Origin of the sequence: Erwinia piriflorinigrans CFBP 5888 (assembly GCF_001050515.1) — a bacterium.
GTDB lineage: Bacteria > Pseudomonadota > Gammaproteobacteria > Enterobacterales > Enterobacteriaceae > Erwinia > Erwinia piriflorinigrans.
Genome location: NZ_CAHS01000013.1, coordinates 104,882 through 127,205 on the forward strand (window position 1 = coordinate 104,882; position 22,324 = coordinate 127,205).

General features: G+C 52.7%; 24 protein-coding genes. 9 read left to right on the forward strand and 15 right to left on the reverse strand.

Annotated elements, in window-relative coordinates; all coding sequences use genetic code 11:
- Position 1 precedes the first annotated feature (1 nt).
- Positions 2-970, forward strand: a complete 969-nt coding sequence (gene secF, locus EPIR_RS04915; RefSeq protein ID WP_023654203.1) for a protein translocase subunit SecF — start codon at positions 2-4, stop codon at positions 968-970.
- A 44-nt stretch (positions 971-1,014) separates the two neighbouring features.
- Here the strand turns inward: secF and EPIR_RS04920 are convergent, their stop codons facing one another.
- Complete coding sequence (locus EPIR_RS04920; RefSeq protein WP_023654204.1) at positions 1,015-1,572, reverse strand: SadB/YajI family lipoprotein; 558 nt, start codon at positions 1,570-1,572, stop codon at positions 1,015-1,017.
- Between the two features lie 25 nt (positions 1,573-1,597).
- Positions 1,598-2,041, reverse strand: coding sequence for a peptidoglycan-binding protein LysM (lysM, locus tag EPIR_RS04925; RefSeq protein ID WP_023654205.1), 444 nt, complete (start codon positions 2,039-2,041; stop codon positions 1,598-1,600).
- 174 nt (positions 2,042-2,215) lie between these two features.
- On the opposite strand from lysM, the gene nrdR reads away from it, so the two are divergent.
- The 6 genes from nrdR (at position 2,216) to pgpA (ending at position 6,278) form a co-directional block, all read left to right on the forward strand.
- Positions 2,216-2,665 (forward strand): transcriptional regulator NrdR, encoded by a 450-nt coding sequence (nrdR, locus tag EPIR_RS04930; RefSeq protein WP_023654206.1) that lies wholly within the window; start codon positions 2,216-2,218, stop codon positions 2,663-2,665.
- Positions 2,666-2,669: 4 nt separating this feature from the next.
- Complete coding sequence (gene ribD, locus EPIR_RS04935) at positions 2,670-3,773, forward strand: bifunctional diaminohydroxyphosphoribosylaminopyrimidine deaminase/5-amino-6-(5-phosphoribosylamino)uracil reductase RibD (RefSeq protein WP_023654207.1); 1,104 nt, start codon at positions 2,670-2,672, stop codon at positions 3,771-3,773.
- 87 nt (positions 3,774-3,860) lie between these two features.
- Positions 3,861-4,331, forward strand: a complete 471-nt coding sequence (gene ribH, locus EPIR_RS04940; protein WP_023654208.1) for a 6,7-dimethyl-8-ribityllumazine synthase — start codon at positions 3,861-3,863, stop codon at positions 4,329-4,331.
- A 15-nt stretch (positions 4,332-4,346) separates the two neighbouring features.
- Positions 4,347-4,766, forward strand: a complete 420-nt coding sequence (gene nusB / locus EPIR_RS04945) for a transcription antitermination factor NusB (protein WP_012442241.1) — start codon at positions 4,347-4,349, stop codon at positions 4,764-4,766.
- A gap of 50 nt (positions 4,767-4,816) precedes the next feature.
- The gene (gene thiL / locus EPIR_RS04950) at positions 4,817-5,794 is read left to right on the forward strand and encodes a thiamine-phosphate kinase (protein ID WP_023654209.1); all 978 of its coding nucleotides are present in this window, start codon (positions 4,817-4,819) and stop codon (positions 5,792-5,794) included.
- A gap of 4 nt (positions 5,795-5,798) precedes the next feature.
- Complete coding sequence (gene pgpA, locus EPIR_RS04955) at positions 5,799-6,278, forward strand: phosphatidylglycerophosphatase A (RefSeq protein WP_048696947.1); 480 nt, start codon at positions 5,799-5,801, stop codon at positions 6,276-6,278.
- Between the two features lie 46 nt (positions 6,279-6,324).
- Here the strand turns inward: pgpA and dxs are convergent, their stop codons facing one another.
- The 3 genes from dxs to xseB are packed head-to-tail and all read right to left on the reverse strand — an operon-like array spanning position 6,325 to position 9,350.
- Positions 6,325-8,190: a 1-deoxy-D-xylulose-5-phosphate synthase gene (dxs, locus tag EPIR_RS04960; RefSeq protein ID WP_023654211.1), complete on the reverse strand. Its 1,866-nt coding sequence runs from the start codon at positions 8,188-8,190 to the stop codon at positions 6,325-6,327.
- 18 nt (positions 8,191-8,208) lie between these two features.
- The gene (gene ispA / locus EPIR_RS04965) at positions 8,209-9,108 is read right to left on the reverse strand and encodes a (2E,6E)-farnesyl diphosphate synthase (protein WP_023654212.1); all 900 of its coding nucleotides are present in this window, start codon (positions 9,106-9,108) and stop codon (positions 8,209-8,211) included.
- Complete coding sequence (gene xseB / locus EPIR_RS04970) at positions 9,108-9,350, reverse strand: exodeoxyribonuclease VII small subunit (RefSeq protein ID WP_023654213.1); 243 nt, start codon at positions 9,348-9,350, stop codon at positions 9,108-9,110. Before xseB ends, ispA begins: the two co-directional genes overlap by 1 nt.
- A gap of 252 nt (positions 9,351-9,602) precedes the next feature.
- On the opposite strand from xseB, the gene thiI reads away from it, so the two are divergent.
- Complete coding sequence (gene thiI, locus EPIR_RS04975; RefSeq protein WP_023654214.1) at positions 9,603-11,051, forward strand: tRNA uracil 4-sulfurtransferase ThiI; 1,449 nt, start codon at positions 9,603-9,605, stop codon at positions 11,049-11,051.
- Positions 11,052-11,201: 150 nt separating this feature from the next.
- Here thiI and yajL read toward each other — a convergent pair whose 3' ends face one another.
- Both yajL and panE read right to left on the reverse strand, forming a co-directional pair.
- Positions 11,202-11,798, reverse strand: a complete 597-nt coding sequence (gene yajL, locus EPIR_RS04980) for a protein deglycase YajL (RefSeq protein ID WP_023654215.1) — start codon at positions 11,796-11,798, stop codon at positions 11,202-11,204.
- A complete protein-coding gene (panE, locus tag EPIR_RS04985; protein WP_023654216.1) occupies positions 11,752-12,672 on the reverse strand; it encodes a 2-dehydropantoate 2-reductase in 921 nt (306 codons plus the stop codon). Before panE ends, yajL begins: the two co-directional genes overlap by 47 nt.
- Positions 12,673-12,809: 137 nt before the next feature.
- Between panE and EPIR_RS04990 the strand changes: the two genes are divergently transcribed.
- On the forward strand, positions 12,810-13,301 hold the full coding sequence (locus tag EPIR_RS04990; RefSeq protein WP_023654218.1) for a YajQ family cyclic di-GMP-binding protein: 492 nt from the start codon (positions 12,810-12,812) through the stop codon (positions 13,299-13,301).
- Between the two features lie 89 nt (positions 13,302-13,390).
- Here the strand turns inward: EPIR_RS04990 and EPIR_RS04995 are convergent, their stop codons facing one another.
- The 8 genes from EPIR_RS04995 to EPIR_RS05030 form a co-directional block, all read right to left on the reverse strand.
- Positions 13,391-14,752: an MFS transporter gene (locus EPIR_RS04995; protein ID WP_023654219.1), complete on the reverse strand. Its 1,362-nt coding sequence runs from the start codon at positions 14,750-14,752 to the stop codon at positions 13,391-13,393.
- Between the two features lie 130 nt (positions 14,753-14,882).
- Positions 14,883-15,770 carry a heme o synthase gene (gene cyoE / locus EPIR_RS05000; protein ID WP_012442230.1) on the reverse strand — a complete coding sequence of 296 codons (888 nt, stop codon included), beginning with the start codon at positions 15,768-15,770 and terminating at the stop codon, positions 14,883-14,885.
- A gap of 13 nt (positions 15,771-15,783) precedes the next feature.
- Complete coding sequence (locus EPIR_RS05005) at positions 15,784-16,113, reverse strand: cytochrome o ubiquinol oxidase subunit IV (RefSeq protein ID WP_023654220.1); 330 nt, start codon at positions 16,111-16,113, stop codon at positions 15,784-15,786.
- Positions 16,113-16,727, reverse strand: coding sequence for a cytochrome o ubiquinol oxidase subunit III (locus EPIR_RS05010; RefSeq protein ID WP_023654221.1), 615 nt, complete (start codon positions 16,725-16,727; stop codon positions 16,113-16,115). Before EPIR_RS05010 ends, EPIR_RS05005 begins: the two co-directional genes overlap by 1 nt.
- The gene (gene cyoB / locus EPIR_RS05015; protein WP_023654222.1) at positions 16,717-18,708 is read right to left on the reverse strand and encodes a cytochrome o ubiquinol oxidase subunit I; all 1,992 of its coding nucleotides are present in this window, start codon (positions 18,706-18,708) and stop codon (positions 16,717-16,719) included. The genes EPIR_RS05010 and cyoB overlap by 11 nt, the downstream gene beginning before the upstream one ends.
- Positions 18,709-18,712: 4 nt before the next feature.
- On the reverse strand, positions 18,713-19,651 hold the full coding sequence (cyoA, locus tag EPIR_RS05020; RefSeq protein WP_023654223.1) for a cytochrome o ubiquinol oxidase subunit II: 939 nt from the start codon (positions 19,649-19,651) through the stop codon (positions 18,713-18,715).
- A gap of 532 nt (positions 19,652-20,183) precedes the next feature.
- Positions 20,184-21,665, reverse strand: a complete 1,482-nt coding sequence (ampG, locus tag EPIR_RS05025; RefSeq protein WP_023654224.1) for a muropeptide MFS transporter AmpG — start codon at positions 21,663-21,665, stop codon at positions 20,184-20,186.
- 44 nt (positions 21,666-21,709) lie between these two features.
- Positions 21,710-22,288 (reverse strand): lipoprotein, encoded by a 579-nt coding sequence (locus tag EPIR_RS05030; protein ID WP_023654225.1) that lies wholly within the window; start codon positions 22,286-22,288, stop codon positions 21,710-21,712.
- Positions 22,289-22,324 lie beyond the last annotated feature (36 nt).

Below are 22,324 nucleotides of genomic sequence, written 5' to 3' on the forward strand. Positions count from 1 at the left end.
TGTGGCACAGGAACATAGTGTTGAACAAATGAATCACGGGCGTAAAGTCATCGACTTTATGCGCTGGGATAAACTGGCGTTCATCATTTCTGGAATACTGTTAATAGTAGCAGTAGCCATCATTGGTGTTCGAGGCTTCAACTGGGGGCTCGATTTCACCGGCGGTACGGTTATTGAGATCAATCTCGAACAGCCAGCCGATCTGGATATGATGCGCGGTAGTTTACAGAAAGCCGGTTTTGCCGAGCCGCAGGTGCAAAACTTCGGCAGCAGCCGCGACGTGATAGTGCGTATGCCACCCGCTGAAGGCAATGCGGGTGAAGCGCTGGGCAGTAAGGTGCTGAGTGTTATCAACGAAGCAACCGGACAAAATGCGACCGTCAAACGTATCGAGTTTGTCGGCCCCAGCGTGGGGAGCGATCTGGCGCAGGCGGGGGGTATGGCACTGCTGTCGGCACTGATTGCCATCCTGTTCTATATCGGTTTTCGTTTCGAATGGCGTTTGGCGTTAGGCACCGTATTGGCGCTGGCACACGACGTGGTGATTACTATGGGCCTGCTCTCTCTGTTCCAGATTGAGGTAGACCTAACTATTATTGCCTCGCTGATGTCAGTTATCGGCTACTCGCTAAACGATAAGATTGTGGTATCGGACCGTATCCGCGAGAATTTCCGCAAAATTCGTCGCGGTTCTTCTTACGATATCACCAACGTCTCGCTTACGCAGACGTTGAGCCGAACCATCATTACTTCGGTGACGACGTTGGCGATGGTGCTGATCCTGTTCATTTTTGGCGGTGCATTGTTAAAAGGCTTCTCGCTGACTATGCTGATCGGTATTACCATTGGTACCATTTCGTCAATTTATGTCTCTTCAGCTCTGGCGCTGAAGCTTGGCATGAAACGCGAACATATGATCCAGCAGAAAGTGGAAAAAGAGGGCGCGGACCAGCCTTCGATTCTGCCTTAACAGGATGCGGAATGAAAAACGGCCACCTCAGGGTGGCCGTTTTTTTATGGTGCAGGAGTTGAGGAGTCGCCCAAGACCAGGTCATGAATACGAACATAACCGAGTTTCTCTGGCGGGAAGCCCTGTAAATACAGCCGGACTGTCGCTTCACGGCGTGGCAGTAAAGCGGGTTCAATCCGGAAGTTTTTACTGTGGCTTTCAGCGCTTTGCGGTTTTCCGCTGATGTCGTCAAGGCTGCCCCATTCGACCCGACCGGCGAGTGCGCCAGGCTGCTCAGAACCCGCCATGCTCAGATGCAGCAACATGCCAGATCCTCCGTCTTGCCCGATGATGTTACTTAACGACAGGCGCAGTTGGCCTGCCTGACTCTGCAATAGCACCGGGGTTTTGGCGGCGGGGACTAACCAGGCTCCGTGAATCGAGTTCTGATTGAGCTTGCTTTGACGTTCAAGCGCGGTTGCCTGAAGCGTAAGCTGGCTTAATTCCTGATTCAACGCGCTCACCTTCTGGTGAAGCTGTTGTGTCTGTAGGTCGGGCGAAGAGGACATACATCCCGACAGGAGTAGGGCGACTGGCAGTGCCGTTACTCGCAGTGTGATCATGGCGTCCTCTCCCTGGTCGACCCGATTACTGAGGAATACGCAGCTTCTGGCCTGGATAGATTTTATCCGGATGGCTGAGCATTGGCTTATTCGCCTCAAAGATTTTGTTGTACTGATTGGCGTCGCCATAGACGGACTTAGAAATGGCGCTCAGCGTATCGCCTGATTTTACCGTGTAATAATCAGATTCGTTGGCGGCGGGAGCATTAGTGGCAACCTTGTCATCCACGCTACTGATGCCCTTGACATTTCCTGCTGCGACCAGAATTTTCTCTTTTTCTTCCTGGGTCAGGCCTTCGCCGGTGACAACGGCTTTGTCACCGTTGACTTCAACTTTCACTTTGTCAGCACCCGGGATACCCTGCTTTTTCAGACTATCTTCAATGGCCGTGCCCTGAGCGTGTGCATTTCCAGCGAACGCATCCAGGATCTTCTCACCTGCATCTTTAACAAAATCAAACAGTCCCATTTTTGACTCCTTTTGGTGAAACCCCGGAATGGGGGTATACAAAGCATAGACTTATTTTTCACTTTTGTCGGGGTGGGCATTTATTTCAGCTAAAGCAAGCCCGCGTGAATGATTCAGTTGTTACCCACTCCAGGGTACACTGCTCGCTCTCTGCTGAATAATCAGGACAGACTTATGCATTGCCCATTTTGTTGCGCCGTGGATACTAAAGTGATCGACTCCCGTCTGGTTGGGGAAGGTTCCTCCGTGCGCCGCCGCCGCCAGTGTGTGGTTTGTAACGAACGTTTCACGACGTTTGAAGTGGCAGAACTGGTGATGCCACGGGTCGTCAAGAGCAACGACGTGCGTGAACCCTTTAATGAAGACAAGCTGCGCAGCGGATTGATGAAGGCGCTGGAGAAGCGTCCGGTTAGCTCGGACGCGGTTGAAAATGCCCTCAGCCACATTAAGAGCCAACTCCGGGCCACCGGTGAGCGCGAAGTTGCCAGTAAATTGATTGGTAGCCTGGTGATGGATGAACTAAAAAAACTGGATAAAGTGGCCTATATCCGTTTTGCATCGGTATATCGCAGCTTTGAGGATATCCGCGAATTTGGCGAAGAGATCGCCCGTTTACAGGACTGACAGGATGCGCGATGAAGTTTATATGGCCCGGGCGCTGGAACTGGCGCGCCGTGGCCGATTTACCACCACGCCGAATCCCAATGTAGGATGCGTGCTGGTGCGTGATGGTCAGATTGTCGGTGAAGGCTTTCATCTGCGTGCCGGTGAGCCTCACGCCGAAGTTCATGCGTTACGGATGGCCGGTGAGAATGCGTGTGGCGCAACCGCCTATGTGACGCTGGAGCCTTGCAGCCATCACGGGCGTACGCCACCGTGTTGTGATGCGCTCATTGCCGCTGGCATCAAGCGGGTCGTTACCGCGATGCAGGATCCGAATCCTCAGGTGGCAGGGCGCGGGCTGTATCGTTTGCAGCAGGCAGGCATCGAGGTCAGCCACGGGCTGATGATGCAGGAAGCGGAAGCGTTAAACCGTGGGTTTCTCAAACGTATGCGTACCGGCTTCCCTTGGGTGCAGCTTAAACTTGGCGCTTCGCTGGATGGGCGCACGGCGATGGCCAGCGGGGAAAGCCAGTGGATAACATCCCCCGAAGCAAGACGCGATGTGCAAAGACTGCGCGCGCAAAGCTCGGCTATTCTCAGCACCAGCGGCACCGTGCTGGCAGATGATCCGGCCCTGACCGTACGTCATGATGAACTGGACAGCGCCACTTTAGCGGACTACCCGGCCGATTTGCTGCGCCAGCCGGTACGCATCATCGTTGACGGTCAGAATCGCGTGACCCCACAGCATCGGCTCATTTCCCAGCCGGGAGAAACTTGGCTGGCGCGCACTGCCTGTGACGAACGGCAGTGGCCGGAAAACGTCAGTCAACTGATCGTACCACGTTATCAAGAACGCCTTGACCTGGTCTCGATGCTGATGCTGCTGGGCAAAAAACAGATTAACAGCGTTTGGGTGGAAGCCGGGGCACAATTTTCTGGCGCATTATTACAGGCGGGCGTCGTCGATGAGCTGATCGTCTATCTGGCTCCTAAACTCCTCGGCGATGCCGGACGCGGTCTGTGTCAGCTGCCGGGGCTGGAAACATTGGCCGCTGCACCTGCCTTTACCTTTAGTGACATTCGTCAGGTGGGGCCTGATATCAGGCTGACCTTGACCCCCTTGTGATGGCTTGCGCAAAAACAAGCAGGCCGTTAAAGAGTATGATAGAATCCGCCCCCCTGCGGGGCCAAACAGAACCCTGGAAGGAAGATTATGAACGTTATTGAAGCTGCTGTTGCTACTCCTGACGCGCGCGTTGCTCTGGTTATTGCGCGTTTCAACAACTTTATCAATGACAGCCTGCTGAGCGGTGCCCTCGATGCCCTGAAACGTATTGGTCAGGTCAAAGATGAGAACATCACCGTAGTATGGGTTCCTGGTGCTTATGAACTGCCCGTGACGGCTCGTGCGCTGGCGAAAACCGGCAAGCATGATGCGGTTGTGGCACTCGGCACCGTGATCCGTGGCGGTACTGCCCATTTTGAATTCGTGGCAGGTGAGGCCAGTTCTGGTCTTGCCAGCGTTGCCATGCAGAGCGAAATCCCGGTTGCCTTTGGCGTGCTGACTACTGAAAATATAGAGCAGGCCATTGAACGCGCCGGAACCAAAGCGGGTAATAAAGGTGCTGAAGCAGCCCTGACCGCTCTGGAAATGATTAACGTATTGAAAGCCATTAAAGCCTGATTTAAGGGGAATTTCGTGAAACCTGCTGCTCGTCGCCGCGCCCGTGAATGTGCTGTTCAGGCACTCTACTCCTGGCAGATATCCAAAAACGACATCGCGGATGTTGAATACCAGTTTCTGGCGGAACAGGACGTTAAAGACGTCGATATTACTTATTTCCGTGAGCTGGTCGGCGGCGTTGCAACTAACAGTGCATACCTCGACGGCCTGATGAAACCTTACCTGTCGCGTCAGCTTGAAGAGCTGGGCCAGGTGGAAAAGGCCATCCTGCGTATCTCTCTGTTTGAACTTAGTAAGCGTTCAGACGTGCCCTACAAGGTGGCCATCAATGAGGGGATCGAGCTGGCAAAAGTGTTCGGTGCTGAAGACAGTCATAAGTTTGTCAACGGCGTGTTGGACAAAGCCGCTCCTCAGATCCGCCCTAACCGCAAATAATCCTCAGAGGCCGCTCAATCCGGCCTCTTCTTTTACCCCCGGAATGCATTATGTCATGTGGCGAATTTGAACTGATTGCGCGCTATTTTGATCGCGCGACATGCTCCCGTCGCGATGTGGAAAAAGGCATCGGTGACGACTGTGCGCTACTCAGCGTGCCGGAAAAACAGACCCTGGCTATCAGTACCGACACGCTGGTATCAGGCGTGCATTTCCTGCGTGATATCCATCCTGCCGATCTCGCTTATAAAGCGTTGGCCGTTAACCTTAGCGACCTGGCGGCAATGGGCGCAGATCCTGCGTGGTTAACGCTGGCACTGACGCTGCCAGAAGTGAATGAAAGCTGGTTAAAAGCCTTTAGCGACAGCCTGTTTGAACTACTGGATTACTACAATATGCAGCTGGTCGGCGGCGATACCACACGTGGGCCGCTTAGCATGACGTTGGGCATTCATGGACTGGTGCCACAGGGAAGAGCGTTGAAGCGCAGCGGTGCACGCATCGGCGACTGGATCTATGTCACAGGGACGCTAGGGGACAGTGCTGCCGGACTCGCACTGTTACAGCATCATGTGAAAATCAACGATCCGGTGGCTTATGAAGCCCTTATCAAACGTCATCTGCGGCCTATGCCCCGTGTTGTGCAGGGGCAGGCGTTGCGCGATCTGGCCAGCTCCGCCATCGATCTTTCCGATGGGCTTATCTCTGACCTCGGTCACATCCTGGAGGCCAGTGTATGTGGTGCACGGCTTAATCTTGACGCGTTACCGCTGTCTGCGGTAATGAAGCAACACTTCCCCGCGCAGCAGGCGTTGCGCTGGGCGCTGGGCGGCGGTGAAGATTATGAACTCTGCTTTACCGTACCAGAGATTAACCGTGGCGCGCTGGACGTAGCGCTGGGGTATCATGGCGTTCCCTATACCTGCATCGGGCAGATTGCCCCGCAGTCAGATGGGCTAACGCTGTTGCAAAACGACCGACCTGTTGAAATCAACCTGAAAGGATTCGACCACTTTGGTACGCGCTAAGGATATGGCTAAGAGTCGTCTCAAAATGAGCAACCCGTGGCATCTACTGGCCACCGGGTTCGGCAGCGGCTTAATTCCCTGGATGCCGGGAACGATGGGGTCGCTGGCAGCCATTCCCTTCTGGTATCTGATGAGCTTTCTGCCGCAGGATCTCTACTCGTTAGTGGTGCTGCTTGGCATCAGTATTGGGGTGTATCTCTGCCATCGCACGGCGAAGGATATGGGTGTGCACGATCACGGCAGCATCGTCTGGGATGAGTTTATCGGTATGTGGATCACGCTGATGGCCATTCCGGTTAACAGCTGGCAGTGGGTACTGGCAGGATTTTTGCTCTTCCGCGTGCTGGATATCTGGAAACCCTGGCCAATTCGCTGGTTCGATCGCAACGTGCATGGCGGTATGGGCATTATGGTGGATGATATTATCGCGGGAATTATTTCTGCGGTTATTCTTTACTGTGCCGGGCACTACTGGCTGGTTTAGCTGCCCGTCAGCGTTAACCTACTCCCCGCAGGGAGTAGGTTAACAGTTATTGTGCCAGCCAGTCGGCGATCTGCTGTTGGATACCGCGAGCATCCAGCTGATAATCGCTGCGGATCTCGTCCTGTGCGCCCGGAGGAATAAATTCATCCGGCAGGCCAATATTCAGCACCGGGATCGCCTGGCGTTTTGCCATCAACAGCTCATTAACGCCGCTACCGGCACCGCCTTTAATTGTCCCTTCCTCAATGGTGATCAGTGACTGATGCTGTGCCGCCAGCTCGAGCACCAGCGCCTCATCCAACGGTTTGACAAAACGCATATCAACCAGCGTAGCATTGATGGCTTCGGCCGCCGCCGCTGCCTGCGGGAGCAGCGTACCAAAGTTGAGGATCGCCAGCTTTTCACCCCGTCGTTTCATCACGCCTTTGCCGAGCGGCAGTGAGGCCAGCGCTTCAAGCGTTGCACCGGTGCCAGTGCCTCGCGGATAGCGCACCGCGCTTGGCCCCTCCTGATAATGATAACCGGTATACAGCATCTGACGGCATTCATTCTCATCACTTGGCGTCATGATCACAATATCAGGGATGCAGCGCAGGAAGGCGATATCAAATGCCCCTTGGTGAGTCTGCCCGTCAGCACCGACGATACCGCCACGATCGATGGCAAACAGTACCGGGAGTTTTTGAATGGCGACATCATGGATCAGCTGATCGTAGGCGCGTTGCAGGAAAGTGGAGTAGATTGCCACCACCGGTTTATAACCGCCGATGGCCAGTCCGGCAGCAAACGTCACCGCATGCTGTTCGGCGATGGCCACATCGAAATATTGCTGGGGATAATCGCGCGAGAAGCTGACCATGCCGGAGCCTTCACGCATTGCCGGCGTCACCGCCATCAGCCTGTCATCACCGGCGGCGGTTTCGCTTAACCACTGACCAAAAATTTTTGAATAGCTTGGCAGGCCCTCGACACTTTTTGGCAGCAGACCGCTGGCCGGATCGAACTTAGGTACCGCGTGCCAGCTGATCGGATCTTTTTCCGCCGGGGCATAGCCTTTCCCCTTTTTGGTCATGACGTGCAGAAACTGCGGGCCTTTCAGCGCGCGCATATTGCCCAGTGTATGCACCAATGCTAAGACGTCATGGCCGTCTATCGGGCCGATATAGTTAAAACCCAGCTCTTCAAACAGCGTACCCGGCACCACCATCCCTTTCAGGTGTTCTTCGGTGCGTTTCACCAGCTCTTTGATGGGGGGCAGGCCGCCCAGTACTTTTTTGCCGCTTTCACGCAGACGTGAGTAGGTCTTTCCGGACAGAATTTGCGCAAGGCGGTTGTTTAGCGCGCCGACGTTTTCTGAAATGGACATTTCATTGTCATTCAGCACCACCAGCAAATCGGCCTTACTGTCTCCGGCGTGATTCATCGCTTCAAACGCCATCCCGGCGGTGATCGCGCCATCGCCGATAACGCAGGCGGTTCTGCGGCCTTGCGCTTCTTTACCGGCGGCAACCGCCATGCCTAACCCTGCACTGATAGAGGTTGATGAGTGGCCTACATTGAGCACATCATATTCGCTTTCTTCACGCCACGGGAACGGATGCAGCCCGTTTTTTTGCCGGATAGTACCTATCCGGTCACGACGTCCGGTGAGGATTTTATGAGGATAAGCCTGATGCCCAACGTCCCAAATCAGATGATCAAACGGCGTGTTGTAGACGTAATGCAGAGCAACGGTCAACTCTACGACGCCCAGCCCGGAAGCAAAATGACCGCTGGAGCGGCTAACGCTGTCGAGCAGATACTGTCGCAGCTCGTCACAGAGTGTTGGCAGGCTCTCTTTCGGCAGCAAACGTAATTCTTGCACCGTACTTGCCAGAGCAAGCGTCGGGTATTTTGCAGTTTCAAAACTCATCAGTGACTCATTTAGAGGTTATTTATCGCGTTCGATTATAAAGCTTGCCAGCGCTCGTAGCGCGGTCGTGTTGTAAGACTGTGCGGAAAGCGTTTCTAATGCGTTGAGGGATTCTTGATAGAGATCCCATGCTTTTAGCCGCGCATTTTCCAGCCCCATTAATGCCGGGTAGGTACTTTTGCCCAATTGCTGGTCGGCACCCTGCTGTTTTCCGAGCACCACGGTATCACCGATAACATCCAGAATGTCATCCTGAACCTGAAAGGCCAGGCCAATCGCATCGGCAAAACGGTCGAGAGCGGGCAGAGCGGCACGACCGGGTGCGCCTGCGGTAAGGGCACCGAGTCGTACGGCTGAACGGATCAGCGCTCCGGTCTTATGCCTGTGTATCTGTTCAAGTTCGTCTAATGTGACCTGTCTGCCTTCCGCCGCAAGATCCAGCGCTTGACCGCCGCACATGCCTGCCACACCGCTAGCCTGGGCCAGTTCGGACAGCATAGAAACACGGCTTCCCGCCATCACCCCTGGCATCGGGGTGTCGGCAAGTATCGAGAAGGCGAGCGTCTGTAGCGCATCTCCTGCCAGAATTGCCGAATCCTCACCAAACTTGATATGGCAGGTCGGCAGGCCGCGACGCAGGCTGTCATTATCCATCGCGGGCAGATCGTCATGAATAAGAGAATATGCATGAATACATTCGATCGCTGCCGCCGGCGCATCCAGCGCGGCATCGTCGGCGTGCAGCATGTTGCCCGTTGCGTACACCAGGAAGGGGCGTAAACGCTTGCCGCCCAATAATGCGCCATATTCTATCGCGTTAACCAGCGGAGTACTCTGAAAAGGCAGTTGTGAAATAAACTCCCGAAGCGCCGCGTTCACCCGCTGATAGTGGCTGGTGAGTAATTCGTTAAAATCCATTACTCTTTTTCCGGCATGAAGGGCGTCAGCTCAGCGTTTTTATCATCGCTCAGTAATATTTGTACCCGCTGTTCGGCCTGTTGTAGCATCTGCTGCCCGGCCCGCGTTAGCTGAACGCCGCGCTCAAATTCATTCAGCGCTTCTTCCAGCGCAAGATCGCCGCTTTCCAGGCGGCTGACAATCTGCTCCAGCTGCTGCAGGGAGGTTTCGAAACTGACAGACTGTTGAGTTTTTTTTGGCATTTCTAATCCTGACTGTGCATTTTCATCAGCGAATGCTCATGGTAGCCGACTCTAAATGATTAGCAAAATATCCCCTGCAAATTTCATGTTATCGGGGACGGCCCTGCTGGCGGCAGATGGATCAGCAGCCGTCAGACAAAGATGGTATACTCGTGGCGGATGCAAAGGGCGCAGGCCAATTTGCGAGACTCTGATTTTAACAGTTAAGTGCCCCCCCATCAGCACTTAATTGCCTAACGAATAAATGCCGCCATGAAGTTTATCATTAAGTTATTCCCTGAAATTACGATTAAAAGCCAGTCGGTACGCCTGCGTTTTATTAAAATCCTTACCGGAAATATTCGCAACGTTCTCAAACCTTACGATGAAACCCTTGCCGTGGTTCGCCACTGGGACAATATCGAAGTTCGCGCCAAAGACGAAAGCAAGCGTGCGGCTATTGTTGCAGAACTGACGCGCATTCCGGGCATCCACCATGTGCTGGCGGTGGAAGATCGCGCTTACACCGACGTGCACCACATTTTTGAGCAAACCCTTGAAATGAACCGTGAACGCATTGAAGGCAAGACCTTCTGCGTGCGCGTGAAGCGTCGAGGTAAGCATGAATTCAGTTCACAGGACGTTGAGCGCTATGTCGGTGGCGGCCTGAATCAGCATGTGGCCAGCGCTCAGGTGCAGCTTAATCGCCCCCAGGTGACGGTTAATCTGGAGATCGAAGACGATCGCCTGATCCTCGTCACCGCGCGTTACGAAGGTATCGGCGGTTATCCTATCGGCACCCAGGAAGATGTGTTGTCACTGATTTCCGGTGGTTTTGATTCAGGCGTTTCCAGCTATATGCTGATGCGCCGTGGCTGCCGCGTGCATTATTGCTTCTTTAATCTCGGTGGTGCTGCCCATGAGATCGGTGTTCGCCAGGTTGCCCATTATCTATGGAAACGCTTCGGCAGCACTCACCGTGTGCGCTTTGTGGCCATCAACTTTGAGCCAGTGGTCGGCGAGATCCTGGAAAAGGTGGACGATGGTCAGATGGGCGTCGTGCTCAAGCGTATGATGGTGCGTGCCGCGTCCAAAATTGCCGAGCGCTACGGCGTTCAGGCGCTGGTGACCGGTGAAGCGCTGGGGCAGGTTTCCAGTCAGACGCTGACTAACCTGCGCCTGATCGATAATGCCAGCGACACGCTGATCCTGCGTCCGCTCATTTCCCACGATAAAGAGCACATTATCAAACTGGCGCGTGAAATCGGCACCGAAGATTTTGCACGTACCATGCCCGAGTATTGTGGCGTCATCTCGAAAAGCCCAACGGTCAAAGCGGTCAAGGCAAAGATCGAACAGGAAGAGCAGAACTTCGATTTCGCCATTCTTGACCGGATGGTTGAAGAGGCGACCAACGTTGATATTCGCGAAATCGCCGAGAAGACGGAAGAGGAAGTGGTTGAAGTGGAGACCGTTGCCTCGTTTTCTGACAATGATGTGATACTGGACATTCGTTCGAACGATGAGCAGGAAGCGCGTCCGCTGGAGATAGAGGGCATCGTGGTAAAATCGCTGCCTTTTTACAAGCTGGCAACGAAATTCGGCGATCTTGACCAGAGCAAAAGCTGGCTACTGTATTGCGAACGCGGCGTAATGAGCCGCCTACAGGCGCTCTATCTGCACGAACAGGGCTTCAAAAACGTCAAGGTTTATCGCCCTTAGTCCGAGTTCCGTCCGGGCTTCCCGGCATGTTGTGCCCGGCCAGACCTGTCATCCTCACTTGGGTTCAATGTTGCGGTGACTGCGCGCTGGCCGAAAGCAGAACTGGCGCGCCGCCGATGCCAGATGCGCGCACCGGCGAATCAACCCCTATCAGTCGCAGTAATCATATATCCCGGCAGCTATGACCAGCTGCCCGGCTACCTCACGCGCTGTTTCTTTCCCTACCAGCAAATCAATGAGCTTCAGGGCAAAATCAATGGCAGTACCTGGCCCCTGGCTGGTGAGCAGATTAACCCGGCGATCCCACACCACGCGTCTGTCCATCCATTTCTCTTGGGGGATATGATCTTTCAGCCCCGGATAGCCGGTCATATTTCCAACCGGGAACAGATTATGCGGGATCAGCACGGTTGCGGCGGCGGCACAGATCGCGGCAACGATGCGTCCTGACTGATTGAAATGACGGATGGTTTCCACCAGTAGTGGGCTGTCTCGAAAGCATTCAGCTCCTTTAAGGCCACCCGGCAAAACAATAGCGGCAAAATCCGCATCGGCAACTTCCACTAGCGGCGCATCGGCCAGAAGTTTGACCCCGCGTGAACAGACAATTTCACAGTTGCCGTCATCTGCAACGCTGGCAGTGACCACTTTCAGCCCGGCACGTACCAGTAAATCGATGGTGGTGACGGCTTCGGTTTCTTCACTCCCAGGTGCCAGGCAAACCAGAACCGATGGTTTCTCGATCATAATTTTGTTCCTTTCGCTTAATAAATTCATAAAGGCGGCTATTATGAGGGGTGTTCAGACCCTGCGCGCGCGCGCGACGAATGACGTAGCCGTTGATATAGTCGATTTCAGTCCGGCGCTGGGCGCGAATGTCCTGAAGCATAGACGAGGTATTGGCGGCAGTGGTGCGTATCACCTCCAGCACGTAGTCGATCAGCCATTCACGCGATATATGCTGGCCTTCACGCTCCATCACGGCAGCCACTTCATCGCTCAGGGATTCAATTTCCTCGCGATGTTCATTCAGCTCACCGTTGGTACAGTTATAAAACACCGTCAAGGGATTGATGACGCAGTTAACGGCCAGTTTCTGCCACGCAGCGGAAGCCACATTATTGTGCCAGGCCACATCCGGCAGCGCGCAGTGCAGCACCTCGGCTAAATCGCTCAGTTCCGCTCCCGCAGTCGTAACAGGGCCTATATGGGTAATGCCAGAGGCGACATGAATAATTACCGTGCCATCACGTTTTGCGGCGTGGGTTGTTACACCACGTAATAATGGCTGACGAAGGGTTTTCAACTCATCCAGCGTCCCCATACCGTTATGTAGCAGCAGTATCGGGCAGCGTTCAGGCAAAATAAATTGCAGATTTCTCACAGACTCAGAGACTTGCCAGGCTTTCAGCGTGACGATCAGGAGCTGACTCTCGCCGAGAAAAACCGGGTCATTTGCGATAAAGGTCTTGTTAATTGTCTCGCCGTGCAGACCAATAACATTCACCGAACAATAGGGCTGCGGAACCCGCAGCCAGCCCTGAACGTCATGCCCCTGCCGTTCAAGCGCGGCCAGCCAGATCTGCCCTAAGGCCCCACATCCAAGTACGGTAATTTTCATTGTTCCTCCCCGCCTGCGGGTTGCTTGACCAGCTTGATGCCTGCCTGCTGATTATTTTAGCTTTCAGCTTCGGTGGTTTTATTTACCCGCTGCAAGCAGGTATTATGCCTGTCACTTTAGTATCAGGAGAATAGATCATGCCATCTTTCGATATCGTTTCTGAAATTGATATGCAGGAAGTGCGTAACGCGGTAGACAATGCTAACCGTGAAATATCCACACGCTTTGATTTTCGCGGTGTTCAGGCCAGTTTCGAGCTAAATGAAAAAAATGAGTCGATCAAAGTCTCTAGCGAATCTGATTTCCAGGTAAAACAGCTGGTTGATATCCTGCGCGAAAAGCTGTTAAAACGCGGAATAGAAGGCGGAGCACTTGAGGTTCCGGAGCAGATTGAGCACAGCGGTAAAAGCTGGATTGTTGATGCGAAAATGAAGAAAGGCATCGAAACCGATATCGCCAAAAAGCTGGTTAAGCTGATTAAAGACAGCAAGCTGAAAGTACAGTCGCAGATTCAGGGTGATGAAGTGCGTGTGACCGGTAAATCACGCGACGATCTGCAAGGCGCAATGGCGCTGGTACGCAAGGGAGAATTAGGGCAGCCGTTCCAGTTCAAGAACTTCCGCGATTAACCGCTGTTCAGGACAGGTGCTGTGTTCATCCTGACATACTTTGCGTATGTCAGGATGTTGACTGACAGGGAACTCACACCCTGTGGCGGTTATCCCGCAATCAGTTTCTCCAGCTCGGTACGGTTGGTGACCTTGCTGTCAATTTTGACGTAGGCGCTCTGCTCTTCAGGCACGATAAACACGTCTGACACGCCATTATGTGATTTCAATTTCTGTTCCAGGCTCAATTTATCCAGACCACAATGCTCAAGAGTGATCCGCAGGCTGCTGACATAGGGCGGCTCCTTCATGCTCAGGCTCAGCAACAGCCAGGCGACCGCAATCAGCGCGCCGAGCAGGAATACGCTCTGCGCATCAATATGGCCAAATACCCAACCGCCCATACTACCGCCAATCGCCACGCCAATGAACTGGCTGGTGGAATAGAGACCCATCGCGGTGCCTTTATAACCTGGCGGGGACTCTTTACTGACCAGCGATGGCAGTATCGCTTCCATCAGATTAAAACCAATAAAGAACAGCTGAACGCCGAGAACCAGCGTCCAGAAATGATTACCCGATCCCCACAAGACGATTTCAGCCACCAGCATTAGCGCCACACAGCAGACAAACACACGCTTCATCCTGCGTTTTACTTCGGCGTAGATAATGAAGGGCAGTACGGCAGCGAACGCGATCAGCATGGTAAAAAGATAAACTTTCCAGTGTTCGCTGGCGGGGAACCCTGCTTGTTCAAACTGGCCGGGCAGGGCAACAAAGCTCGACATCAGCAGAATATGCAGGCAGAGAATACCTATATTGAGCTTAACAAGGCGGCCGTTGGCGAGAACGTCACGAATGCTGCCCTTGACGATGCCAGATTCACGATTGAGCACGTGGTTTGACGCCGAAGGTACGATCAGCAGGGTGATAACAATCCCGCATACGGCCAGAAGCGCAATCATCCAGAATAGCGCATGCAGGCCAAGTGCGTGCGTGATCACTGGTCCCAGAACCATAGCGATGGCAAAGGTGATGCCAAAACTGATACCGATGAATGCCATCGCCTTAGTGCGGTTCTGTTCACGCGTCAGATCTGACAGCAGCGCCATTACGGCGGCGGCAATCGCGCCGGAACCCTGTAATGCGCGCCCGAGGATCACTCCCCAAATAGACGTTGTCATTGCAGCGATAACGCTACCGATGGCGAAGATCAGCAGTCCACCGATAATTAATGGTTTACGGCCAATGCGGTCGGAGAGAAGCCCGAAAGGAATTTGAAAAACGGCCTGTGCCAGACCGTATATGCCGATGGCCAGCCCGATAAGCGTTTCACTTGCTCCCTGCAATGCCATGCCATAGGTGGTCAGGACGGGAAGTACCATAAACATTCCCAGCATGCGCAGGGAAAAAACCGTCCCCAAACCCCAGGTTGCACGCAGCTCAACCGGAGTCATTTTATTATCGTTCATGACTACCTCAATACTCTTAGTTGCTTTATTTTATGCGTCAGGGCAGGGCGGGTAAAATATTACTTTTTAAGCATTTATGACAAGAAGAAAGGGCGCGAAATCGCGCCCTGTGCAGTGATATGGCTTGCTGTTAACCGATGTAGGTGAGCAGGTCTTTCGAGGCTGGAGTCATAAAGTCGATGGACATCATGACGCTTAGCGCGGTAATAGCCACAATCGAGAACACAAACAGTTTACGCGCCCAGACACGATCGTTCTGGGTTTTGTAACCTGAAAGTGCCATTCCCAGCCACCAGACGCTCACTGCGGATGCCACCACAAGATACTTGTAGCCAGCATAGCCCACTAACGTCAGCATCAAAGTGGCAACCATAAACGCAATGATGTACACAGTGATATGGTTTTTAGCTACCGAAATACCCTTCACTACGGGCAGAACAGGGATGTTAGCTGCCTGATAATCCTTAAAGCGGAAGATAGCAATCGCATACGAATGCGGCATCTGCCACAGGCTAAAGATAGCCAGTAGGATCAGTGCACCCGCATCAAACTGTCCGGAAACCGCACAGTAGCCGATGACCGGCGGTGCGGCTCCCGACAGGCTGCCAATCAGCGTGCCGTAAACGGAGTTGCGTTTCATGTACAGGCTGTAAACGCCGACATAAACCACAAACCCCATCACCGCCAGCCACATCGCCAGCGGGTTTGCTCCGAAATACAACAGCGCGAAGCCAGCAATACCTAACACGGTTGCATAAACCAGGCTTAATTTCGGAGAGATGAGGCCTTTAACCAGCACCCGATTCTTGGTTCTCTCCATTTTTTTGTCGATGTCACGGTCGATAAAGTTGTTATAAACACAACCTGATGCGACCACCAGAGATACACCGACTAAAGTGGCGAGAAACAGGGAATAGTCGATGCTGCCTTTAGAAGCCAGCAGGAATCCCCCGATAACAGAAATTAAATTCCCGAAAATAATTCCTGGTTTTGTCACTTGCAGGTATTGCTTAATCATCACAGTAACTCGGTTAATGGCTCATCATGTTGTAGTTGAGGTTCCACATGATCCATAGCGAGCCGACAACAACAATCAGGATGATAAGTGCTGCAAACACGATAGCAATCAGGTTCCAGCCCCCCTCAGACTTACTGTCCAGGTGCAGGAAGTACACCAAGTGCACCAGCACCTGGACAATTGCACACACCAGAACGACAGCGAGGATGGTGGCTTTGGAAGCGCCGCCGTCCATGACCATCCAGAATGGGATACCGGTCAGAATGATCGACAGGATAAAGCCGATCATATAAGACTTCACGCTACCATGAGAAGCGCCATGTTCAGTTGCAGGATGGCTCATTACATCACCCCCATCAGATAAACAATGGTGAATACGCAGATCCACACCACGTCCAGGAAGTGCCAGAACAGGCTCAGACACATAATACGCGTACGGTTAGTGTCGTTCAGACCACGTTTAGCCACCTGGTACATCAATACCAGCATCCAGATCAACCCGGAAGTTACATGCAGACCGTGAGTACCCACCAGCGTAAAGAATCCGGAAAGGAAGCCGCTGCGGTCAGGGCCGAAGCCTTCGGCGATCAGGTGATGGAATTCATAGACTTCCATGCCGATGAAGCCGAGACCAAACAGGAAGGTCAGCGCCAGCCAGCCGATGACCGCACCTTTCTGGCCCTTGTTCATGTTGATGACGGCAAAACCATAGGTAATGGAGCTCAACAGAAGCAGGGCGGTTTCCACCAGGACGAACGGCAGTTCAAAAATATCTTTCCCTGCCGGGCCGCCTGCGGTGTTGTTAACCATTACACCATAAGTCGCAAACAGCGTTGCGAAGATGATGCAGTCGCTCATCAGGTAGATCCAGAAGCCAAATACTTTATTGGCTCCTGCATCGTGATGCCCATGCTCCGCATGGGCGTCGTGGTGTTTAGTGAGAGTTTCAGTCGACATTTTTCAGACCTGCTTTGCTAATTTCGTCAAAGTGCTGATTCTCGATTTTTTCGATCTCGGCAACAGGAACATAGTAATCCACGTCTTCGTCAAAGCTCTTGACGATCCAAGACACGATCATGCCCAGGAATGAGAGGCCTACCAGCCACCAGATGTGCCAGATTGCCGCAAAACCGAAGACCAGGCTGAAGAAACCGATAACCACACCAGCACCGCTGTTTTTCGGCATGTGAATTTCAGCGTAGTGAGCCGGGCGTTTATAAGCTTCACCTTTTTCCTTCATTTCCCAGAACGCATCACGTTCGTGAACTTCAGGAACAATAGCAAAGTTATAGAACGGCGGTGGAGAAGAGGTTGCCCACTCCAGAGTACGTGCACCCCACGGGTCACCGGTCAGGTCACGGTTCTGCTCACGGTCACGTACCGAGACGTAGAACTGAATCAGTTGACAAGCAACGCCACAGGCGATAAGCGCAGCACCGCACGCGGCGATAACCAGCATTGGGTGGAACTGCGGGTCGATATCCTGGCTGAGACGGCGCGTCATACCCATAAAGCCCAGTACATACAGCGGCATAAAGGCGACGAAGAAGCCGATAATCCAGAACCAGAATGCCCGGATACCCCAAGTTTCATTCAGCGTAAAGCCGAATGCTTTCGGGAACCAGTAAGTAACACCGGCGAAGCAACCGAACACCACACCGCCAATAATCACGTTATGGAAGTGAGCAATCAGGAACAGACTGTTGTGCAGCACGAAGTCCGCACCCGGCACGGCCAGCAGAACTCCGGTCATACCACCTACAGAGAAGGTGACGAGGAAGCCAACAGTCCACAGCATCGCAGAGTGCATCTGGATGCGCCCCTGATACATGGTGAACAGCCAGTTAAAGATTTTAACACCGGTCGGAATGGCGATAATCATCGTCATAATGCCGAAGAAGGCGTTAACGTTCGCTCCTGCACCCATCGTGAAGAAATGGTGCAGCCACACGATAAAGGACAGGATGGTAATGACTACCGTTGCCCATACCAGTGAGGTGTAACCGAACAGGCGTTTTTTAGAGAAGGTAGCAACCACTTCCGAGAACACACCGAAGACCGGCAGAACCAGGATGTACACTTCCGGATGACCCCAAACCCAGATCAGGTTGACGTACATCATCATGTTGCCGCCCATATCATTGGTAAAGAAATGGAAACCAAGATAACGGTCAAGGGTCAGCAGAGCCAGCGTCACGGTCAGAACCGGGAACGCGGCGATGATCAGCACGTTAGTACACAGGGAAGCCCATGTGAATACCGGCATTTTGAACATGGTCATGCCAGGTGCGCGCATCTTCATGATGGTAACGAAGAAGTTGATACCCGTCAGGGTTGTACCAATCCCGGAGAGCTGCAGACTCCATATCCAGTAGTCGACGCCGACCCCCGGACTGTATTCCGCCCCCGAAAGTGGCGGGTAAGCCAGCCAGCCGGTTTGCGCGAACTCGCCCACACCCAGTGACAGGTTAACCAGTACCACACCTACAGCGGTGAACCAGAAGCTGAGGTTGTTCAGGAACGGGAAGGCCACGTCGCGTGCGCCGATCTGTAACGGAACAGCAATGTTCATCAGACCAACAACAAACGGCATCGCTACGAAGAAAATCATGATCACGCCATGGGCAGTGAAGATTTGATCGTAGTGATGCGGCGGCAGGAATCCAGCTTCACCCGCCGAAGCGAGTACCTGCTGACTACGCATCATTACCGCATCGGCAAAGCCGCGCAGCAGCATGACAAACGCCATGATGATGTACATGATGCCGAGTTTTTTGTGGTCAACAGAAGTCAACCACTCGGTCCAGAGATATTTCCATTTGCCGAAGTAGGTCAGTGCTCCGGCAATGGCAAGACCGCCAAGAATGATGGCGGCAACCGTTACCACGATAATCGGCTCGTGGTAAGGAACGGCATCCAGGGTTAATTTTCCTAACATCGTATTATTCCTCGGCTCCCGCGTGAGCGGTGTTGCTCATATCCATGCCTTCATGGCCTGCGCCGTGAGACATTTCCATGCTTCCGCCGTGATTCATCTGGAACTGGCCAATAATATCTTTGAACAGCTCAGGTTTCACACTTGAGAAGAATTCCACCGGGTGATTTTCGCTCGGCGCAGCCAGCTTTTTAAAATCATCCATTGTCATGAGGGTTTCTGGAGATTGTTTTGCTTTTGCAACCCACTGGTCGAAAGAAGCTTCGTCAGGAGTAGCAATCGCTTTAAACTTCATACCAGAGAATCCACGACCACTGAAGTTGGAAGAGATACCGTCGAACGTGCCGGCTTCATTCGCAATCAAATGCAGTTTAGTTTGCATTCCCGCCATAGCGTAAATCTGGCTACCGAGGGTTGGAATAAAGAAGGAGTTCATAACTGTGTTCGAGGTAATCTTGAAGCTCACAGGGCGGTTAGCCGGGAAAGCAATCTGATTAACGGTGGCAATACCCTGTTCCGGATAGATGAACAACCATTTCCAGTCCAGCGATACCACTTCGATCACGACAGGTTTAGCATCAGATTCCAGTGGCTTACTTGGTTCCAGGGCGTGAGTTGATTTCCACGTCAGAATACCAAGGAAAACAATGATTAAGATGGGAACGGTCCAAACTACGGCTTCCACTTTATTCGAGTGTGACCAGTTAGGGCTGTATTTCGCGTTAGTGTTGGATGCCCGATATTTCCAGGCGAACACCACGGCCATCAAGACTGCTGGGATAACGACGATCATCATCAGGCCGAAGGCCGTCAAAATCAGCGAACGTTGCTCCATCGCAATCTGTCCTTTGGGATTCAATAACGCACTATCACAACCACTTAACAAAACCATGCTTGCGATTAATGACAGAATCCCCAAACTTTTATTGTATTTACTGAGTCTCATTTAACGACCTCAATGACAAGGGCTCTATTGTCGTTTAAGTGTGGCGGCATTTTACGGGAAGGTTTCTGTACTGTAAACCTGCAACAGGTTGTGTCAGCAGGGTGTTGACACCTTTTGCAAACGCTGTCACATCTGTTGCCGGAAGTGACAAAATATGAATGCTGGCAAAGGGTTGGCGCTAATATAACAAAATCTGATTTAAATAACCTTACAGAAATTGTAATTGCTATAACCAGTCAGTTAATGCACCAATTATTTAACAAAAAATTATCATACTGGTTATTGTTTTTAACCTAATTTAGTTACGCACCGGTTATTAATAAATCAGTAGTAAATGACAAATGATAAATTTTCTTTAGGAAATCTTATTTGAAGTGAAACAATAAATTCTTTCGTTAAATTTAACATCGGTCATCGGATGGCATTGGTTCGTGCTCACGCTGGGTAGCAGCAACCCACCTGTATGGGTCAAGTCAGCCATCGCGCCGAGGCTGACTTGACCGTAGCTTTTCTTGGTAAAAGGGATGCTAGCTTATTGCCCTGGCAGAGTTTTTCGCGCGGCAAGATAGTCGAGCGAGGTTCCAAGAACGATGGCCGCCAGCAGCAATATAATACCGGTTTCAAACAGCACGGTACTTAACCCACTAACGATCCGCCATCCCAGCGCATCGAGTATCAGTAACACTAACCAGCCTGCCAACAGGGCGAAGCCGGACATCAGTGCACGCAGCGCCCACCGATAGCCTGAAAGCCTGGTGCTACGCGGCGGAAAGTCACTGTGATTCTGTGCATATTCCAGCGTAGATTTGCAACCGGCCAGCAGCAACAGCCCTGGCAGTGCGGCCACTACGGTAAAAGCGTAAAAGGTTGGCCAGCCCCAGCTTTCTACAAACCAACCTGCCACGGGGCCAACGTAAACGCGACCCACCGCAGAGAGCGCTGAGAGAAGGGCAAACTGGGTAGCGGAAAACGATCGGTTGCACAGGGTCATCAATAGCGCCACGAAAGCAGCAGTGCCCATACCACCACACAGGTTTTCGACGGTGACGGCAGCGGCCATGTTATAAAGGTTTTTATCGGTGATCGACAGTATCCAGTAACCCAGATTAGAAACTGCCTGCAAAATGCCGAACAGCATTAAAGCCCGGAACAGGCTAAGACGCTGCATCAAAACGCCGCCAGCCAGAGCCCCGACAATGGTCGCTACCAGGCCGAGAGTTTTGTTGACCAGTCCAACATCCCCCGCATCAAACCCGACACCCCGTATTAAAAAAATGGTGGTCAGGCTGGCTGCAAAGGCATCGCCCAGCTTATACAGCACGATCAGTGACAGGATCAGCCAAGCATTGTTACGACTGAAGAAATCGCGTAACGGAGCAACCACGGCGTCTTCCAGCGATCGCGGCCGTTCTATCGTAGTGTCCGGCTCCTTTGCCAGCAGGGTGGCGATGATACCGGGCAGCATCATCGCCGCCATGAGCCACCAGATAGCCTGCCAGCCAAGAAAACGATCCGCCAACCACAGCGCCAGACCGCCGGAAACCAGCATCGCAAGTCGGTATCCCAGTACGCTGATTGCGGCACCGCCGCCGCGTTCGGTCGCTGATAGTACGTCGGTCTTCCATGCATCAAATACGATGTCCTGAGATGCCGAGCAGAATGCGATCAGCACCGCCAGCGCTGCCAAAAGCGTCAAATCGTGAGATGGCTGCATAAAACCCATCAGGGCAATGCCGACCGTCAGTAATATTTGCGTGAGAAGCAGCCAGCCACGTCTGCGGCCAAGAAACGGCAGCGTGTAGCGATCCATCAGCGGTGACCAGAGAAACTTGAAGACGTAGGCCTGGCCGACCAGGGAAAAGAAGCCGATAGTTTTGATATCGATATTCTCAACCGCCATCCAGGCTTGCAACGTACCTGAAGTCAGCGCCAGCGGAAGGCCGGAAGCGAAACCGAGTAATAAAAGAAGGGCGCTATTACGGCGCGTGAAAATCTGCAGATATTGATTGGGCATACGAACCTTAAATCAGGCCCGGCGTCCTGCCGGGCCGCAGAGAGTTAGCGCGCGTTTTGTTTGATAAATTCGGTCACGCTGGTGTCCTGTGCCATGTCGGCAATGACATCGCCCAAGGCGTTGTTGACCACATTGGTGATTTTATCGTTTGTCGCCGAGAACGCACCTTCAACGCTGTTAGTCTGACGATAGTTCTTCACCTGCTTACTGCCGTTTTTGGCGGTGGCGATAATTGAAATATCTGCTTTAGTGGTGATGCTGTAACGAACATTGCCCTGGGTGACGTCGGCGTATAGGTTATTGACGACGATTTGCAGGTCAACTGCACCACTTGGTCCGACCATATAGCCGCGCGCGGTCATCTGTTTTTCCAACGTTTCCTGCAAAAGGAAACGCAGATCGCGCGAAGGCGTAAGCGTGACTAACTGACCGTCGCGATTCACTTTCGCCAGTGCCTGATCGCTCCGCCTGTCGGCACCAGTGATGCTAACGGTGATAGCCATTAAGCCAGGGTCGCGCTGCGGTAACTGAATTTTCGGAGCAACGTCAAGCGTGCTGCTGTTATTTGCACAACCAGCCAGAATAAAGATGGCCAGCAGAGGGAAAATGACTTTTTTTAACATGCTTTTTTCTCGATTACGTGAAAAGTATTGCTGACA